Annotated in this window: 17 protein-coding genes; 11 read left to right on the forward strand and 6 right to left on the reverse strand. The window is 67.2% G+C overall.

Translation table 11 applies throughout. From position 1 onward, the window contains the following. The first annotated feature begins 321 nt into the window (after nt 1-321). The 4 genes from AC5P6E_RS11820 (at nt 322) to AC5P6E_RS11835 (ending at nt 3679) form a co-directional block, all read left to right on the forward strand. The gene (locus AC5P6E_RS11820) at nt 322-1170 is read left to right on the forward strand and encodes a MurR/RpiR family transcriptional regulator (RefSeq protein WP_010484212.1); all 849 of its coding nucleotides are present in this window, start codon (nt 322-324) and stop codon (nt 1168-1170) included. 15 nt (nt 1171-1185) lie between these two features. Further along, a complete protein-coding gene (locus AC5P6E_RS11825) occupies nt 1186-1947 on the forward strand; it encodes a L,D-transpeptidase family protein (RefSeq protein ID WP_019336757.1) in 762 nt (253 codons plus the stop codon). Continuing rightward, on the forward strand, nt 1944-3245 hold the full coding sequence (locus AC5P6E_RS11830; protein ID WP_010484214.1) for an APC family permease: 1302 nt from the start codon (nt 1944-1946) through the stop codon (nt 3243-3245). The genes AC5P6E_RS11825 and AC5P6E_RS11830 overlap by 4 nt, the downstream gene beginning before the upstream one ends. A 110-nt stretch (nt 3246-3355) precedes the next feature. Further along, nucleotides 3356-3679, forward strand: coding sequence for a hypothetical protein (locus AC5P6E_RS11835; protein WP_019336755.1), 324 nt, complete (start codon nt 3356-3358; stop codon nt 3677-3679). Between the two features lie 107 nt (nt 3680-3786). Here AC5P6E_RS11835 and yiaA read toward each other — a convergent pair whose 3' ends face one another. Further along, complete coding sequence (gene yiaA / locus AC5P6E_RS11840; RefSeq protein ID WP_010484216.1) at nt 3787-4242, reverse strand: inner membrane protein YiaA; 456 nt, start codon at nt 4240-4242, stop codon at nt 3787-3789. A gap of 170 nt (nt 4243-4412) precedes the next feature. Here yiaA and AC5P6E_RS11845 point away from each other — a divergent pair, with 170 nt between their 5' ends. Next, nucleotides 4413-5582 (forward strand): PQQ-dependent sugar dehydrogenase, encoded by a 1170-nt coding sequence (locus AC5P6E_RS11845; protein ID WP_019336754.1) that lies wholly within the window; start codon nt 4413-4415, stop codon nt 5580-5582. A 46-nt stretch (nt 5583-5628) separates the two neighbouring features. On the opposite strand, the gene AC5P6E_RS11850 is transcribed toward AC5P6E_RS11845, so the two are convergent. The 4 genes from AC5P6E_RS11850 to folB all read right to left on the reverse strand — a co-directional run bounded on the left by AC5P6E_RS11850 (nt 5629) and on the right by folB (nt 10303). Continuing rightward, nucleotides 5629-6171: a hypothetical protein gene (locus tag AC5P6E_RS11850; protein WP_313208606.1), complete on the reverse strand. Its 543-nt coding sequence runs from the start codon at nt 6169-6171 to the stop codon at nt 5629-5631. A 144-nt stretch (nt 6172-6315) separates the two neighbouring features. Then, nucleotides 6316-8490 (reverse strand): glycoside hydrolase family 3 N-terminal domain-containing protein, encoded by a 2175-nt coding sequence (locus AC5P6E_RS11855; RefSeq protein WP_313208607.1) that lies wholly within the window; start codon nt 8488-8490, stop codon nt 6316-6318. Nucleotides 8491-8618: 128 nt separating this feature from the next. Further along, complete coding sequence (locus AC5P6E_RS11860; protein WP_049454520.1) at nt 8619-9890, reverse strand: mechanosensitive ion channel family protein; 1272 nt, start codon at nt 9888-9890, stop codon at nt 8619-8621. A gap of 59 nt (nt 9891-9949) precedes the next feature. Then, the gene (folB, locus tag AC5P6E_RS11865; protein ID WP_005407807.1) at nt 9950-10303 is read right to left on the reverse strand and encodes a dihydroneopterin aldolase; all 354 of its coding nucleotides are present in this window, start codon (nt 10301-10303) and stop codon (nt 9950-9952) included. Between the two features lie 359 nt (nt 10304-10662). Here folB and AC5P6E_RS11870 point away from each other — a divergent pair, with 359 nt between their 5' ends. Further along, on the forward strand, nt 10663-11328 hold the full coding sequence (locus AC5P6E_RS11870) for a hypothetical protein (protein WP_495230982.1): 666 nt from the start codon (nt 10663-10665) through the stop codon (nt 11326-11328). Nucleotides 11329-11361: 33 nt separating this feature from the next. On the opposite strand, the gene tsaD is transcribed toward AC5P6E_RS11870, so the two are convergent. After that, complete coding sequence (gene tsaD, locus AC5P6E_RS11875) at nt 11362-12387, reverse strand: tRNA (adenosine(37)-N6)-threonylcarbamoyltransferase complex transferase subunit TsaD (RefSeq protein ID WP_010484223.1); 1026 nt, start codon at nt 12385-12387, stop codon at nt 11362-11364. 166 nt (nt 12388-12553) lie between these two features. On the opposite strand from tsaD, the gene rpsU reads away from it, so the two are divergent. From rpsU to AC5P6E_RS11900, 5 genes are all read left to right on the forward strand, one after another. Next, nucleotides 12554-12769, forward strand: coding sequence for a 30S ribosomal protein S21 (gene rpsU, locus AC5P6E_RS11880; protein ID WP_002808376.1), 216 nt, complete (start codon nt 12554-12556; stop codon nt 12767-12769). 133 nt (nt 12770-12902) lie between these two features. Further along, nucleotides 12903-13346 carry a GatB/YqeY domain-containing protein gene (locus AC5P6E_RS11885; protein ID WP_010484224.1) on the forward strand — a complete coding sequence of 148 codons (444 nt, stop codon included), beginning with the start codon at nt 12903-12905 and terminating at the stop codon, nt 13344-13346. Between the two features lie 103 nt (nt 13347-13449). Beyond that, nucleotides 13450-14394 carry a YihY/virulence factor BrkB family protein gene (locus tag AC5P6E_RS11890; RefSeq protein ID WP_019336363.1) on the forward strand — a complete coding sequence of 315 codons (945 nt, stop codon included), beginning with the start codon at nt 13450-13452 and terminating at the stop codon, nt 14392-14394. A gap of 60 nt (nt 14395-14454) precedes the next feature. Further along, complete coding sequence (gene dnaG, locus AC5P6E_RS11895) at nt 14455-16197, forward strand: DNA primase (protein ID WP_010484226.1); 1743 nt, start codon at nt 14455-14457, stop codon at nt 16195-16197. Nucleotides 16198-16225: 28 nt separating this feature from the next. After that, the gene (locus tag AC5P6E_RS11900) at nt 16226-16726 is read left to right on the forward strand and encodes a protein tyrosine phosphatase family protein (protein ID WP_010484227.1); all 501 of its coding nucleotides are present in this window, start codon (nt 16226-16228) and stop codon (nt 16724-16726) included. Nucleotides 16727-16754 lie beyond the last annotated feature (28 nt).

Raw genomic sequence — 16754 nt, forward strand, 5'->3', positions numbered from 1 at the left:
GCCCTCGCCGGACCTGCGGTGCTCGGCTCGCTTGAAGGCGGACTCAACGTCCAATGCAACAGCTGCACCTATTAGATCCACACCACGCGTGGAAGCGCTTGTTTTTGCCCTACCCCGTAACCCCTTCGCGGCTGGCGCGCGCGCGATGTGTCCGGGGTCGGGCGGGTGGGGCTTGCGGGGGTGTCCGCCGCATGGATGCGGCGGCCAAGCCTACACGGACGTACTTGCGGCGTCCCCCGCAATCCCCACCCGCCCGACCCACCCCATAATTCGCTTTACGCGGTCAACCGCAACGCCTTTGCAGACACCCGGACACCCCGCATGCCGCCCCTGCTGAAGATCCGTTCCGAGCGCGGGCAGATGTCGGCCATCGAGCGCCGTATCGCCGACTTCATCCTCGACAACGCCCACCTGCTGCGCGACTACTCGTCCCAGCAGCTGGCCAGCGCGTTGGGCATCAGCCAGTCCAGCGTGGTGAAGTTCAGCCAGAAGCTCGGCTTCAAGGGCTACCCGGACCTGAAGTACTCGATCGGCCAGGATGTGGCTCGCGCCGGTGCCAATCCACAACAGGCCCCCAGCGAACCCGACAGCGGCGATGACTACCTGCGCCTGGGCGACGCCCTGCGCCGCAGCAAGGCGCAGGCCGAAGAGGAAACCCGCCAGGCCAACCCACGCGAGGAAATCGAGCGCATCGTGCAGCTGCTCGACGGCGCACCGAAGCTGTTCGTCCATGGCCTGGGTGACGATGGCCTGTTCGCCCGCGAGTTCGCCATGCGGCTGTCACTGCTCGGCCTGCTGGTAGTGCCGCATACCGACCCGATCCTGATGCTGGCCAATCTGTCGGCCGCACGCCCGGGCGATGCGCTGCTGATGTTCTCCGAGTTCGGCAACCTGCCCCAGCTTTCGCAGCTGTCACGGCAGTTCCAGGACATGGGTGGCAAGGTGATTTCCATCACCCGCCACACCGCCAACCCGCTGCGCGCGCATGCTGATGCTGCGCTGGTGGTGTGTGCGCACGATCGCACGCCGCAGGTCGCGCAGCTGCTGTACCGTAGCGCCATGCACGCCCTGCTCGATTTCCTGTTCGTGCTGCTCTGCCACACCAATCCGGATCGCCAGCAGCAGCTGGCGGTGAACCTGGAGCGGATCGACCACCTGCTGGATTCCTGACCGGAGCACCTGTTGATGAAATCGCTGGTTCGCCTCGCTACCGCTGCGCTGCTGCTTGCTGCGGCGGTGTCCGTCCACGCCGCGCCGCTGGAGGGTGCGCGCCAGCTGATCGTGGTCACCAGCGATGGCTGGGACAGCACCCAGGGCCAGCTGCAGGCCTATGTGCGCGATGGCAAGGGCTGGCACGCGCATGGACAGGCGTTCCCGGTGGCGCTCGGCCGCACTGGCAGTGCCTGGGGCCTGGGCCTGCACCCGGCGCAGGCCGACGGCCCGCAGAAACAGGAAGGCGATGGCCGCAGCCCTGCGGGCGTGTTCGCGCTCGGCAGTGCGTTCGGCTATGCCGTCACCCGCCCGGGTACCGCAATGCCCTACCAGCCGATGCTGGACAGCAGCTACTGCATGGACGTACCCGGTTCACCGTTCTACAACCGCATCGTCGATGAGAAGAAGGTCGGCAGTGCAGCGGTCAAGGGCTCCACCGAGCCCATGCGGCTGGACCTGCACAACAAGGGCGACGTGCGTTACCAGGAAGGCTTCGTGATCGCCCACAACCCGGACAACCAGCCCGGCAAAGGCAGCTGCATCTTCGCCCACCTGTGGCGCCAGCCCGGCGAGGCCACAGCCGGCTGCACCGCCATGCCGCAGGTGCGCATGCAGGCCCTGCTGAACTGGCTACGGCCGCAGGATGCGCCGCGCTTCGTCCTGCTGCCGCGTGCCGAGTACACGCGCCTGCAGGCCCAGTGGCAACTGCCCGCACTGAGTGGAGACGCCCGTTGAGCGCGCAGGACGAACCGCAGCTGCAGCGCGCGGTCAGCCGCTGGCAGATCGTCGGCCTGTCGATCAACGATGTGATCGGCAGCGGCATCTACCTGCTGCCGGCCGCCACCGTCGCCCTGCTCGGTCCCTTCAGCCTGTGGGGCGTGGTCGCCGCCGGCATCGTGGTCGCGCTGCTGGTGCTGTGCTACGCGCAGGCCGCCAGCTACTTCGATGAACCCGGTGGCAGCTACCTGTATGCACGCGAGGCGTTCGGGCGATTCGCCGGGTTCGAGATCGGCTGGATGATCTGGTTGACCCGCATCAGTTCGGCGGCCGCACTGAGTAATGCACTGGCCGATGCGGTCGCGCGCTTCTGGCCGTGGGCGGGCGCCGGCATGGGTCGCATCGCGGTGATCGTGGTGTCGCTGGGCTTCCTCACCGGCGTCAACATCATCGGCGTGCGCTCGGCCGCGCGTACCGGCGTGGTGCTGGTGATCGGCAAGATGCTGCCGCTGCTGTTGTTCGTGGCCATCGGCGCGTTCTACATCGATCCGCAACTTGCGTTCTCCGGCCAGCGCCCGGACCCGCATGACCTGCAGCGCATGGGCGAAGCCGCGCTCCTGTTGCTGTACGCCTACGCGGGCTTCGAGAACATCCCGGCCGCGGCCGGCGAGTACCGCAATCCGCGCCGCGACATTCCTTTCGCGCTGATCACCATGATCATCACCGTCACCGTCATCTACGGCGCGGTGCAGGTGGTGGCGCAGGGCACGCTGGCCGGCCTGTCCAGCTCGGCCACGCCGCTGGCCGATGCCGCCGCCGGCTTCGGTGGCGAAGCGCTTGCGCTGATCCTGACGGTCGGCGCCACCATCTCCATCCTCGGCACCAACAGCAACACGATGATGATGGGCCCGCGCTTCCTGTTCGCGCTGGCCCGCGATGGCTACGGGCCGAAGATCCTGGCGCAGGTACACCCACGCTTCCACACCCCGGCCGCCTCGATCCTCTGCCAGGGCCTGATCGCGCTCGGCCTGGCCCTGTCCGGTTCGTTCGTGCAGCTGGCCCTGCTGTCGATGACCACGCGCTTGTTCGCCTACATCGGAACGGCCGCTGCGGTGCTGGTGCTGGCCAAGCGCTACGCCGACCGGCCAGGTGCGCTGAAGCTGCCGGGTGGCCCGCTTATTCCGGTGCTGGCGCTGCTGCTGTGCCTGGCGCTGTTCGCCAGTGCCAGCTGGCAGAACATCGCCGCGGCACTGGTGGCGTTTGCCATCGGCGCGGTGATCTACAAGCTGCCGCGCAAGGATGCCGACGCCGGGTGATCGGTAACGCCGCGGCATGCCCGGCGGATTGATCTGGTTATCACGCTGCCGGACCGGGCCGTTAACCGCCACGCAGGCACGATCGGGCTTCGTCCACAACGGAGCCTTCCATGACCGAGTACCAGATCCCCGGCCGCGTACCGGACGACAGCACCCCGCGCGATGCGGTCAGCAACTACTGGCGCGAGCGCTACACGGCCGAGCCGTACTACGACGACCAGTTGTTCTTCGAGGACTACGAGCCTGCCTACCGTATCGGACATGCGGCTCGCGCACAGGACATGATCCGCGCCTACGAGGAAGTGGAGCGCGAACTGGAATCACGCTGGGCCAGCGAGCGTGGCCGCAGCCGGCTGGAATGGGCGCAGGCGCGCGGTGCGGTGCGTCGTGGCTGGGAGGATGCACAGCTGGCGGATCCGCGGTTGAAGCGATAACGCCATGCTTTTGTAGAGCCGAGCCCACGCTCGGCTCTCGCACCACGTCTGTAGAGTCGAACCATGCTCGACTGAGCCGAGCATGGCTCGGCTCTACACCGGATCGATCACTCCTGTTCCGGCAGCGGCGGCACGCCTGCGCTGCGCTTGCTCTCACCGCCACCGGCGGCGATCAGGTCGCGGGTGTTCTTCTGCACCGCCACCGCACCGAACAGCGACAGCGCGTAGGCCATGCCATAGAAGCCCTTCTCGCTCGATGCCAGGGTGGCATTCCACAGGCCGACCAGCAGCAGCATCAGCGCCGACAGCAGCGCGAACCAGCACAGCGCGTAGTACAAACCACTCACCGGAATACCCTCGACGCGGTCACGCACACTCTTCTGCAGCGACACCGCCGCGAACAGGCCGAACAGCAGCAGGGTCAGGTAGTAGCCCTTCTCGTTGAGCGCCATCGTGGCGGCGTTGAACAGGCCGATCAGGTAGGCCGCCGCGCCCAGCAACAGGGCCACCCACGAGGCGGCGATGAAGGCGGTGGACGGCTTGTGGGGCATGGCAGTGTTCATTGCAGATCCTTGGCAGGCAGTCGGGCACGCGTTGCCCGGGCGTGCCCACCCTAGACGATCCCGCCGCCGTCGCACAGGGGGGGCGCAGGACCTTCGGGCCACGACGGTCACCGCTCCAGTGGTATACAAGGGACAGCCCGGCCATCCGCATCCCCGCCCTGGAGATACCCATGACCCGCATGCCCCTGCTGCTCGCCCTCGGCCTGGTGCCGATCCTCGCCACCTCCGCCTGCAATGCCGCCGACCCCGGCGCCAACGGCGCCCAGACCAGCGCGCCCGCAGCCTCCTCCGCCGCCGACCAGCGCCCGTTCACCGCCACCGAAGTCAGCCGTTTTGACCAGCCGTGGGCGATGACCTTCCTGCCCGACGGCAGCCTGCTGGTCACCGAGAAGCGCGGCAAGCTGCAGCACCTGGATCTGGCCAGCGGCCAGAAGCACGAGATCACCGGCGTTCCGAAGGTCGCCTACGGTGGCCAGGGCGGTTTCGGCGACATCATCCTGCATCCCGATTTCGCCCGTAATCACGTTGTGTACCTCAGCTACGCCGAGGAAGGCACGCTGGACACCCGCGGTGCTGCCGTGGCCCGTGCCACGCTGGCGCTGGACGCCAACGGCGCCGGCCAGCTCAAGGACCTGAAGGTGATCTGGCGGCAGAGCCCCAAGGTCAGCGGTGAGGGCCACTACGGCCACCGCCTCGCTTTCGGCCCGGACGGCAAGCTGTGGATCAGCTCCAGCGAGCGGCAGAAGTTCGATCCGGCGCAGGACATGGGCGGCAACCTCGGCAAGATCATCCGCCTCAACGATGACGGCAGCCTGCCGGCCGACAACCCGTTCGCCTCGCAGGGCGGCGTGGCCGCGCAGGTGTGGTCGCTGGGCCACCGCAACATCCTCGGCATGGCCTTCGACGCCAACGGCAAGCTGTGGGCACACGAGATGGGCCCGGCCGGCGGCGACGAACTGAACCTGATCGTGCGCGGCGCCAACTACGGTTACCCGATCGTCTCCAACGGCGACCATTACGACGGCCGACCGATTCCTGACCACGACACGCGTCCGGAATTCGCCGCCCCGAAGGTGACCTGGACGCCGGTGATCTCGCCGGCCGGCTTCGTGATCTACAGCGGCAGCCTGTTCCCGCAGTGGAAGGGCAGCGGCTTCATCGGTGGGCTGTCGTCGACCTCGCTGGTGCGTGTGGCGTTCGACGGCGACAGCGCGCGCGAGGCCGAACGCTTCAACATGGGCGAGCGCATCCGCGAAGTGGAACAGGGTCCGGATGGCGCGCTGTGGCTGCTGGAAGATGGCAGCAAGGCGCGCCTGTTGAAGCTGACGCCGAAGGCCTGATCGGCACCTTTTCCCGGAACGGCCCCGCATGCGGGGCCGTTTCCGTTTACTGGATGGTGATGACCTTCACCTCGGTCTTCGTGCAGGCCTGGTCCAGGCACTGCCCGTTCAACCACACCTGTCCATCGCCAATCATCACGCCCTGCTGGTTGACGAAGACCTTGCCGAAGTCCTGTTCGGACACCGCCTTGACCACCGCCGGGGTGATGATCTTCTCGTAGTTGCGCTGGAACTCACCGGGGCCGGTGATCTTCTTTCCGCCGCTGATGTTCAACGGGAAGTGCACTTCCTCGACCACGGCAGCACGATCACCGCCGACCACCGCGGTCTTGAACGCGTTGAACACCTTTTCGTACTGCGCCGCATCGCCAAGCAGCGACTCGATGCGCGCGCGTGCGTCTTCGGCGGACGCTTCCGCTTCGGACGCGGCCGGTGCGGCGGCGGTGGGCTCAGCGGGGGGTGCCGCAGGCGTCGCTGCAGCACTGGCCTCCATCGGCGGCGGAGCATCCGCCGCAGGCTCGGCCGGCGGCGCCGGCTGCGAACAGGCGGCCAGCATCAGGGCGGGAATCAGACAGGCCATCCGGCGCATGCGCGCGCTCCATCGAAACAGGGAACCCGATGGTAGCGCCGGGCCACGCCCGGCGTGTTCGTGCAATGTGAGCACAGCAACACCGGGCGTGGCCCGGCGCTACCGCTTGCCGTAGATCCACGCCATGCGTGGATGAGGGCGCAATCAGCCCTTCAGCAGCTCGAACTGCACCGCTTCACCGGCCGCCGACGAGGCGCATACCCACACGTCGAACACGCCCGGCTCGGCGCGCAGCACGCCGTCGCGGCCGGTGAACGACAGCTGCTCGCGGGTGAGGGTGAACACCACCTCGGTCGACTCGCCCGGCTGCAGTGCCACCTTGCGGAAGTCCTTCAACTCACGCACAGGACGCACGCGGCTGGCCACGCGGTCATGGATGTACAACTGCACCACTTCCTCGCCGGCCACATCACCGTTGTTGGTCAGCGTGGTGGTGATGGTCAGGGTGTCGTCCCAGCCCAACTGCGCCGCGCTGAGCTGCGGCACGCCGTAGGCGAAGCTGGTGTAGCCGATGCCATGGCCGAACGGGTACAGCGGTTCGTTCGGAATCTCGCGCCAACGGGCCTTGAACTCCGACATGGTCGGCAGTTCCGGGCGACCGGTGCGCGGGTGGTTGTAGAAGTACGGCTGCTGGCCGGATACCTGCGGGAAGCTGACCGGCAGGCGGCCGGACGGACTGTAGTCGCCGAACAGCACATCGGCCACGGCATGGCCGGTCTGCGTACCCAGGTACCAGGTCACCGCCACCGCCTGTGCATTGCGCACCGCGCCCTGCAGCGCCAGCGCGCGGCCATTGCGCAGCAGCACCACCAGCGGCTTGCCGGTCATCGCCACGGCCTCGGCCAGCGCCTGCTGGGCCGGCGGCAGGGTGATCTCCACGCGCGACTGCGCTTCACCGCTGTAGCGCTGCGGTTCGCCCAGCGCCAGCACCACCACGTCGGCGCGCAGAGCGGCAGCCACGGCTGCTTCGGTGCCGCCCGGAATGGCAGTTTCCAGTTCGCAGCCCGGCACGATCTCCAGCAGCGCTTCGTCGCCGATGGCGGCACGGACGCCGGTTTCCAGATCCACGTAGCGCTGCTTGTCACCGAACAGCGTCCAGCAGCCTTCAATGTTCTCGCGGTCCTGCACGAACGGGCCGATAAGCGCGATCTTCTGCCCGGTCTTCTGCAGCGGCAGCACGTTGTCGCGGTTGTTCAGCAGCACGATCGAACGGCGCGCGGCGTCGCGCGACAGTTCGTCATGCGCGGCGAGGTGCGAGGTATCCGCTTCGCGCGCCGGGTCCAGCGAACGGTACGGGTCGTCGAACAGGCCGATGGTTTCCTTCAGCCACAGGATGCGGCGCACGCCCTCATCCAGCACCGCCATTGGCACCTCGCCGCTCTCGACCAGGCCCGGCAGGTGCTCGGCGTAGAAGCCGCTCTGCATGCTCAGGTCCAGGCCGGCGGTGAATGCCTTGGCGGTGGCATCGCGATCGTCGGCGGCATAGCCGTGCGCGACCAGTTCCATGTCGGCGGTGTAATCGGAGATCACCACGCCCGGGAACTTCCATTCGCCGCGCAGGATGTCGGTCAGCAGTTCGGCATTGGCGCTGGCCGGCACGCCGTTGATGTCGTTGAACGAAGACATCACGGTGATCGCGCCGGCGTCGAAGGCGGCCTTGAACGGCGGCAGGTGCACGTCGCGCAGGGTCTGCGGCGAGATGTCCACCATGTTGTATTCCATGCCGGCCATCACCGCGCCATAGGCGGCGAAGTGCTTCGGCGTGGCCAGCAGCGAATCGGCGGCACGCAGATCGCCGCCCTGGAAGCCGCGCACGCGGGCGGCGGCGAACGCACAGCCCAGCACCACGTCCTCACCGGCACCTTCGGCGCCACGGCCCCAGCGCTGGTCGCGGGCGATATCCACGGCCGGTGCGTAGGTCCAGTGCAGGCCGGCGGCGGTGGCCTCGATGGCAGTGGCACGCGCGGTGCGCTCGGCCAGGTCCGGCTCGAAGCTGGCGGCCTCGCCCAGCGGAATCGGGAACACGGTGCGCATGCCGTGGATGACGTCGGCGGCCAGGATCACCGGGATGCCCAGGCGGCTTTCCTCGGTGGCGACCTGCTGGATGCGGCGGCCCAGCTCGGCGCCGACACCATTGAACAGCGAGCCGACCTTGCCCTCGCGCACCTGCTGCAGCACCTGGTCGGCATTGCGCACGTTGGCTTCCGGGTTCACGTCCGGGGCGAATGGGCGGACCATGTCTGCGAAGACACCCAGCTGGCCGACCTTTTCCTCGACGGTCATCTGGGCAATGAGGGATTCGATGCGATCGGAGGCCACCGGCAGTCCTTGATGAAAACGTTTACAAGCCCGGCATTCTAGCGATCCCGAGCCGTTTGGCGAGAGGTTTCTTCATTCAGTTTCAGCCACCAGCGGGGACCGTATGGACCCGCCGGGGGCACCGCAGCTTACTCCGAGCCGGCCAACTGGCGCTGCCCGGCCATCAACATGGCGTCGCTGGAGGCTTGGAACACGCGCAGGCCGAAGGCCGGCAGGATCGCCAGCAGGTGGTCGAAGATGTCCGACTGCACCGCCTCGTACTCGCCCCAGGCGGTGCTGCGGGTGAAGCAGTACAGCTCCAGCGGCAGGCCTTCGGTGGTCGGCTGCAGCTGCCGCACCAGCAGGGTCATGTCGGTGTGGATGCCCGGATGGCTGCGCAGGTAGCGCTCCACATAGGCACGGAAGGTGCCCAGGTTGGTCACCCGGCGGCTGTTGACCTCGGCCACGCCCTGCTCGCGCAGGCGCCCGTTCCACTGCCCCAGCTCCTGTTCCTTGTCCTGCAGGTAGTCGCGCAGCAGCGCGAACTGGCCGAGGAAGGCCAGGTCGCCCTCGTCCAGGAATCCGACGCTGTGCTGGTCCAGGTACAGCGCGCGCTTGATGCGGCGGCCACCGGCCTCCTGCATGCCGCGCCAGTTCTTGAACGACTCGGTCACCAGCTTCTTGGTCGGGATGGTGGTGATGGTCTTGTCGAAGTTCTGCACGGTGATGGTGTGCAGGGCGATGTCGATCACATCACCATCGGCGTTCTGGCTGGGCATCTCGATCCAGTCGCCGATGCGCACGCGGCCATCGCCGCTGATCTGCACGCTGGCCACCAGCGACAGGATGGTGTCCTGGAAGATCAGCATCAGCACCGCCGTGGCCGCGCCCAGGCCGGTGACCAGCGGCCCCAGCTTCACCCCCAGCAGGGTGGCGATGATCGACAGGCCGGCGGCCACGAACACCACGATCTTGACTACCTGCAGGTAGCCCTTGATCGGCTTGTTGCGCGCGTCGGGCTTGCGCTCGTACAGGCTGTTGGCCGCGTCCAGCGCATGCGAGAACGCCATCGACACGGTCAGTACCGCCCACACGATGCACAGCTTGATGATGACGTTGACCAGGCCGGGCGGCAGATCTGGGATCAGAGTGATGCCCGAGGCGATCACCTGGCTGGGCACCACGTTGGACAGGCGCGAAATGACCCGCATCAAATGGCTGCCACGCCCGGACTCGGCACCCGGCAGGCGCTGCAGCAGGCGCCGCAGGCCACGCACCAGGATGCGCTTGGTCACCCAGTTGGCCAGGCCCGCTGCGATCAGCAGCGCCGAGATCATCAACGCCAGGTAGGCGCCGGGATAGGGTTCCAGTGTGTTCTGCAGCTTTTCCAGCCACTGTACCGCCACCACCGCGTCCACCATCAGTTGTCTCCTTTCTTCATTGCTGTTGAGGTTTCCGGCCAGTGGCCGGCATGACCGGGTCAGTCCCGCGTGCGCTCGATGATCACGCCCACCGCGCGCGCACCGCGCACCGCGCCCGGCTTGCTCAGCTTCAGGCGCAGCCACTTCACGTCGAATTCGTCCAGTACGATCTGCGCGCAGCGCTCGGCCAGGGTCTCGACCAGGCCGAATTCCGACTCGCGCACGAACTGCTCCAGGCGCTTGCTCACCGCCTTGTAGTTCAGGGTGTGGGCGATGTCATCGGTAGCCGCAGGGCGACGGTTGTCGAAGCCCATTTCCAGGTCGAACACCAGGTCCTGGCGGATCCGTCGCTCCCAATCGTAGATACCGATCAGGGCGTCGATCGTCAGCCCCTCGATGAAAACCTTGTCCATTGCGCTTACCCGCCCGAATACAGGGGACCATGGTAACGGCACGGCGGTGACGCTGCCCGGAACGGGCGATGGGTGGCCGGCACGGGGCGGGCCCGGAAAAAGACAAAGGGCCCCGCTAGCAGGGCCCTTTGATACTACCGTTTGTCCCCAGGGGGAGCTGGAATCCAGCCGCGAGTCCCGGTGGCGCAGGCACGCAGATTAGGCAAGGACCAGATCGCCGGTCAAGGCCAATTCCGACAGGGCAGGTCAGGTATTCGCCCGAGGCGAAACGCAGGAAATCAGCCGCGCGGACAACTACGTTCCCTGATGGTGGTCGCCGCCCACTCTCGCGAACATTGAGCCTTCCTTCACCACCGCACATGACCATGGCTCCATACGATGTACTGCGGCGCGCGTTGTCAGCGGAGCGCCTGTCGACTTACGAGAGAATCGCATCGACCTGCAGCCCTGACGTCACTGCCGATTCCCTGTATCTCTGGAACATGCGGATGTGCGGTGCGCTGATGATGCCGGTCCATCTGTGCGAGGTGGTCATTCGCAACGCCTCAGCAGCTGTGCTTACCCGACAGCACGGCCCGCGTTGGCCGTGGAATGATGCCTTCCGACGCAGACTGCCAACTTCATCCAGTACTTCTCCACGCACGGCACTGAAACAACTTGCCAGCCGCGCAACCGATACACCTGAGATCGTCGCCAACCTGCCAATGGTGTTCTGGCAGCAGCTCTTTACATGTCGCTTCGACTCCACCCTGTGGATACCCGCGCTTGGTGGGGTTCTACGTCATGCGCCTTCGGCCCATCCCAGTGTCATCAGGAAAGCCATCCACGCAGACATTGGACGCATCCGCCACCTGCGCAACCGGATCGCGCACCACGAACCCATCCTGGAACGCGACCTCGGTGCCGACCTGGCCGCGATCGGGCGGCTGATCCACGCCCGCTGCCCGCACACCCTGGGCTGGCTGCAGCGCCATGAGCGGGCGACGACCGTGTTGGCGGCGTCGCCGTTGGCAGGGCGTCGGTAATACGTCCGCCCGGCGTGGCCCGGCGCTGCCGGATCAGACCGCCGGCAGGGTCGCCATGTCCCAGCGCGGGGTCACGTCCACCTTCGGCGGGCTGTGCTGGCCGGCCTGCAGGCGCAGCGCGCCAGCGAAGGCGATCATCGCGCCGTTGTCGGTGCACAGCGCAGGCCGCGGGAAACAGGCGCGGCCGCCCAGGCGCTCGGCCATCTGCTGCAGGCGCGCGCGCAGGCGCTTGTTGGCGCCCACGCCGCCAGCCACCACGATCACGTTGGTCCCGGCCGCTTCCAGCGCGCGCTCGCACTTGATCGACAGGGTCTCGACCACCGCGTCTTCAAAGCCACGGGCGATGTCGGCGCGGGTCTGTTCGCTCTGGTCGCTGTCACGCCAGGCCATCAGCACCTGGGTCTTCAGGCCGGAGAAACTGAAATCCAGCCCGGGGCGGTCGGTCATCGGCCGCGCGAAGCGGTACGCGCCCGGCGTCCCCTGCTCGGCCAGCCTGGCCAGCTGGGGACCACCCGGGTACGGCAGGCCCATCAGCTTGGCGGTCTTGTCGAAGGCCTCGCCGGCCGCATCGTCCAGGGTCTCGCCCAGCAGGCGGTACTGGCCGATGGCGTCCACGGCCACCAGCTGGGTATGGCCGCCGGACACCAGCAGCGCCACGAACGGCGCCTCCGGCGGATCGTCTTCCATCAGCGGGGCCAGCAGGTGGCCTTCCATATGGTGTACGCCTACCGCCGGCACCTCCAGCGCCCAGGCCAGCGAGCGGGCCACGCCGGCGCCCACCAGCAGCGCGCCGACCAGGCCCGGACCCGCCGTATAGGCCACCCCGTCGATGTCGTCTACGCCCAGACCGGCGTCGGCCAGGGTCTGGCGCACCAGCGGCAGCAGCTTGCGGACGTGGTCGCGGCTGGCCAGCTCGGGCACTACACCGCCGTACTCGGCATGCAGGGCGATCTGGCTGTAGACCGCGTGGGCGCGCAGGGCCGCGCTGCCGGCCAGGTCGGTGTCATACACCGCCACGCCGGTCTCATCACAGGAAGATTCGATGCCAAGGACTCGCATGCCTGCTATTATGACGCCCCTGCCGCCCCCTCGGGGGATGTGCAGATCTCACTGCTTTCGAACTTCCGGCCCGTATTCAGGGTTGGCCGCTTGCAGTTTGTCTATTCGCCGCTATAATGTGCGGCTCGCCGGGCGTGACCCGGTTCTACTGTGTCCCGGAGATTCCATGCCCAGCGTCAAAGTCCGCGAGAACGAGCCCTTCGAGTTTGCTCTTCGCCGCTTCAAGCGCACTTGCGAAAAGGCCGGTGTGCTGGCCGAAACCCGCAAGCGCGAGTTCTACGAAAAGCCGACCCAGGAGCGCAAGCGCAAGGCCGCCGCTGCTGTGAAGCGTCAGCTGCGCCGCTCGTCGCGCGACGTCACCAAGCGTCAGCGCCTGTACTGATCGGACGCATCTTCATTGCGGCGGGCTTGCCTGTCGCGATGGAGCCGAAGCCGGCACGCGCGAGCGTCGCCGGCTTTTTGCGTTTCCGGGTTCGGGCATCCGCCCCGCCCCACCTACCACCACGAGGTTCCTCATGAGCATGAAGCAGCAGCTCACCGAAGACATGAAGGCCGCCATGAAGGCGGGCGAGAAGCACAAGCTGGGCGTGATCCGCCTGATCAATGCCGCCATCAAGCAGCGCGAAGTGGACGAGCGCATTGAACTGGATGACACCGCCGTGATCGCCGTGCTCGACAAGATGGTCAAGCAGCGCAAGGACTCGGTCAACCAGTACGAGGCCGCCAACCGCGAGGACCTGGCCGAGATCGAGCGCGCCGAGATCGTGGTCATCGAAGCCTACCTGCCGGCGAAGATGGGCGAGGCCGAGATCGTGGCCGCCATCCAGGCCGCCATTGCCGAGACCGGCGCCTCCGGCCCGGCCGACATGGGCAAGCTGATGAGCGCACTGAAGCCCAAGCTCGCCGGCCAGGCCGACATGGGCCTGGTGTCCAAGCTGGTCAAGCAACTGCTGGCATAAGCCATTGCCGGGGTCGGATCCCTTTCGCATCGCGGAAGGGCTCTGACCCCATTGATGCATCCGCTTCACCGCACCTTCGACCCCCGGCTGCTACAACATCCCCATGGTCGAGCAATCCAACGCCCCCACCGGCTCGCGTCCCCACGGCTTCCCCGCACGGCTTCGCCACTACGCTGACCGCCTGCAGGACAGCTTTCCGATGGCGGTCGCCAAGCGCTTCGTCGAAATCGATGTGCTGACCCAGGCCGCTTCGGTCTCCTTCTACGCCCTGCTGTCGATGGCACCGCTGCTGGTGCTGCTGTTGTGGCTGACCGCCTCGCTGTACCCGCCTGCACAACAGACGTTGATCAGCCAGATCGGCTCGGTCGCCGGCAGCAGCGTGGCCAGCGTCGCCGACACCGTGCTGCACAACGCCAACAGCCAGCCCAGCGTGGGTTCGCTGGCCGGGCTGTGGAGCACACTGCTGCTGTTCATCGGCGCCACCGCCGTGTTCGCCCAACTGCAGAACGCGCTGAACCGGATCTTCCACACCAGCGGCCAGCGCCTGGAAGGCGTCAAGGCCTGGCTGCGCAAGCGCGTGTTCTCGTTCGGCGTGGTGCTGGCACTGGGCTTCCTGCTGATCCTCTCGATGACCGCCACCACTGCACTGCAGGTGGTGTTCGCGCAGCTGCCCTCGGTGCTGCCGGCGATCGGCTACCTGACCTCGCTGCTGCTCTACACGCTGGCCTTCGCCTTCCTCTACCACTACCTGCCGGACCGCCGCGTGGCCTGGCGCCAGGCCTTCATCGGCGGCGCCATCACCTCGGTGCTGTTCACCCTGGGCCGGTATGGCATCGGCGTCTACATCGCCACCGTGGCCCCGGGCAGCGCTTACGGCTCGATGGGTGCGCTGGTGATCGCACTGGTGTGGATCTACTACGCCACCGCCGTGTTCTTCGTCGGCGCGCTGATGACCGCGGTGATCGACGAGCGCCTGCATGCACGGGCTCAGCTGGCCAAGGCCGGGGTCGAGGCCGAACAGGCCAGTCCCGGCGTCGCCAGCGAGTAAACTAGGGGAACCTGCCGCCCCTGCTGCGCGCCCTGGCGGCCGCGCCCCGTTCTGTTGCCCATGGCCCGTATCCCCGACGCTTTCATCGACGATCTGCTCGCCCGCTCCGACATCGTCGAGGTGGTGGGCAGCCGCGTGCCGTTGAAGCGACAGGGCAAGGAATATGCAGCGCGCTGCCCGTTCCATGACGAGCGCTCGGCGTCGTTCACGGTCTCGCCCACCAAGCAGTTCTATCACTGCTTCGGTTGCGGCGCACACGGCACCGCGATCAGCTTCCTGATGAACTACGACCGCCTCGAGTTCCTCGACGCGGTGGATGAACTGGCCAAGCGCGCAGGCATGGAAGTGCCGCGCAGCGAGAACCCACGCAGCCCCCAGCAGCAGGACGACAGCCGCGAGCTGTATTCGGCGCTTGAGGCGGCCACGAAGTTCTTCCAGAGCAACCTGCAGGGCAGCGAAAAGGCACGCAGCTACCTGGATGGGCGTGGCGTGGACGAAGAGAACCGCGCACGCTTCCAGATCGGCTACGCGCCGGATGGCTACAGCGGCCTGCGCGATGCGCTCGGCAAGGACGAGCGGCGCATGAAGCTGCTCGACCGCGCCGGCCTGTTCTCCAAGAACGACCGCGGCCACGTCTACGACAAGTTCCGCGACCGGGTGATGTTCCCGATCTTCGACCGTCGTGGCCGGGTGATCGCCTTCGGCGGCCGCGTGTTCGAGAAGGACGACGGCCCCAAGTACCTCAACTCGCCCGAGACCGCGCTGTTCCACAAGGGCCGCGAGCTGTACGGCCTGTGGCAGGTGCGCCAGGCCAACCAGAAGATCGAGCGGCTGATCGTGGTCGAGGGCTACATGGACGTGGTCTCGCTGTTCCAGTTCGGCGTCACCCAGGCAGTGGCCACGCTGGGCACGGCCACCACGCCGGACCATGCCGAGCTGTTGTTCCGCAACGCGCCGGACGTGTTCTTCTGCTTCGACGGCGACGCCGCCGGCCGCCGTGCTGGCTGGAAGGCGCTGGAGTCGGTGCTGCCGCGCATGAAGGATGGCCGCCAGGCCTTCTTCCTGTTCCTGCCCGATGGCGAGGACCCGGACACCATCGTGCGCAAGGAAGGAGCCGAGGCCTTCAACGAACGCCTGAAGCAGGCCACGCCGCTGTCCCAGTTCTTCTTCGACGAGCTCACCCGCGAGATCAACCTGGGCACGCTGGACGGCAAGGCGCGCCTGGCCGAGCGGGCCAGGCCGATGCTGGCGCAGATTCCCGACGGTGCCTTCGGCGACCTGATGAAGCAGCAGCTGGGCCAGCTGACCGGTCTGGGTGGTGGCAATGCTGCCGCCACGCGCGCGCCGATGCCACAGCGCCAGCCCTCGCGCACGATCCAGCCGGTGGCCAAGCGCAGCCTGGTGCGCGGCGCGATCGCCGTGCTGCTGCAGCAGCCGTCGCTGGCGCTGACCCTGGGCGGCAAGCACCACTTCCAGGGCCTGCGCCTGCCGGGCGTGGAGCTGCTGCTGGAGCTGCTGGGGCTGGTCGAACAGCGCCCGGACATCAGCACCGGCGCCCTGTTGGAACACTTCGACGGCCGCGAGGAACAGGCCTCGTTGCATACGCTGGCGGCACAGACGCTGCCCGGCACCGAGGCCAGCTGGACCCAGGAACTGCATGACGCGGTGGCCCAGCTGGAAAAACAGCTGCTGGTGCAACGTCTGGAGGAGTTGTTGGCAAAACAGCGCCAGCAGGGTCTGGACGATACTGACAAATACGAACTGCGCGAGCTGCTGAAGGCCCGCGCCGGGCTGCGCCTGTAGAGGGGCAGACGCTTTCACGGAGAGGACCATGCTGCTGCGCCTGACCTGCCTGCTGTTGTTGTCGCTCTGCCTGCCGCTGGCCGTTCTGGCCGCGGATACCCCGCTCAATGAAGTCCGCCCCGGCCTGTATGCCGGCGGCCAGCCCAGTGCCGCACAACTGCGCGAACTGGCTGCACAGGGTGTGCGCACGGTGATCGACCTGCGCCAGCCCGACGAAGACCGCGGTTTCGATGAAACCCACGTGGCCGAATCGCTGGGCCTGCGCTATGTGCGCATTCCGGTGGCCGGCGCAGAGGGGTTGGATGCGGCCAATGTGCGCGCCGTGCATCAGGCCCTGCGGCAAAGCCAGGGACCGGTGCTGCTGCACTGCGCGTCCGGCAACCGTGCCGGGGCCGTGCTCGGCTTGGTCAATGCACGTTACGAACACGCCAGCCCGGAACAGGCCCTGCAGCTCGGCCAGCGTGCCGGCCTGAAGTCGCTGGAAGCCGCCACCCGCCAGCGCCTGGCCACGCCATCCATTTCGCCCTGACTCCACCGCACCAAGGACTCTGCCCACC

The sequence above is a fragment of the Stenotrophomonas sp. YJH_SMC_16 genome, assembly GCF_059367875.1.

What these genes read in the sequence shown, in the direction of transcription:
- AC5P6E_RS11820 (WP_010484212.1), top strand. Translation starts at nt 322, where the DNA reads ATGCCGCCCCTGCTGAAGATCCGTTCCGAGCGCGGGCAGATGTCGGCC.
- AC5P6E_RS11825 (WP_019336757.1), top strand. Translation starts at nt 1,186, where the DNA reads ATGAAATCGCTGGTTCGCCTCGCTACCGCTGCGCTGCTGCTTGCTGCG.
- AC5P6E_RS11835 (WP_019336755.1), top strand. Translation starts at nt 3,356, where the DNA reads ATGACCGAGTACCAGATCCCCGGCCGCGTACCGGACGACAGCACCCCG.
- yiaA (WP_010484216.1), bottom strand. Translation starts at nt 4,242, where the DNA reads ATGAACACTGCCATGCCCCACAAGCCGTCCACCGCCTTCATCGCCGCC.
- AC5P6E_RS11845 (WP_019336754.1), top strand. Translation starts at nt 4,413, where the DNA reads ATGACCCGCATGCCCCTGCTGCTCGCCCTCGGCCTGGTGCCGATCCTC.
- AC5P6E_RS11850 (WP_313208606.1), bottom strand. Translation starts at nt 6,171, where the DNA reads ATGCGCCGGATGGCCTGTCTGATTCCCGCCCTGATGCTGGCCGCCTGT.
- AC5P6E_RS11860 (WP_049454520.1), bottom strand. Translation starts at nt 9,890, where the DNA reads ATGGTGGACGCGGTGGTGGCGGTACAGTGGCTGGAAAAGCTGCAGAAC.
- folB (WP_005407807.1), bottom strand. Translation starts at nt 10,303, where the DNA reads ATGGACAAGGTTTTCATCGAGGGGCTGACGATCGACGCCCTGATCGGT.
- AC5P6E_RS11870 (WP_495230982.1), top strand. Translation starts at nt 10,663, where the DNA reads ATGACCATGGCTCCATACGATGTACTGCGGCGCGCGTTGTCAGCGGAG.
- tsaD (WP_010484223.1), bottom strand. Translation starts at nt 12,387, where the DNA reads ATGCGAGTCCTTGGCATCGAATCTTCCTGTGATGAGACCGGCGTGGCG.
- rpsU (WP_002808376.1), top strand. Translation starts at nt 12,554, where the DNA reads ATGCCCAGCGTCAAAGTCCGCGAGAACGAGCCCTTCGAGTTTGCTCTT.
- AC5P6E_RS11885 (WP_010484224.1), top strand. Translation starts at nt 12,903, where the DNA reads ATGAGCATGAAGCAGCAGCTCACCGAAGACATGAAGGCCGCCATGAAG.
- AC5P6E_RS11890 (WP_019336363.1), top strand. Translation starts at nt 13,450, where the DNA reads ATGGTCGAGCAATCCAACGCCCCCACCGGCTCGCGTCCCCACGGCTTC.
- dnaG (WP_010484226.1), top strand. Translation starts at nt 14,455, where the DNA reads ATGGCCCGTATCCCCGACGCTTTCATCGACGATCTGCTCGCCCGCTCC.
- AC5P6E_RS11900 (WP_010484227.1), top strand. Translation starts at nt 16,226, where the DNA reads ATGCTGCTGCGCCTGACCTGCCTGCTGTTGTTGTCGCTCTGCCTGCCG.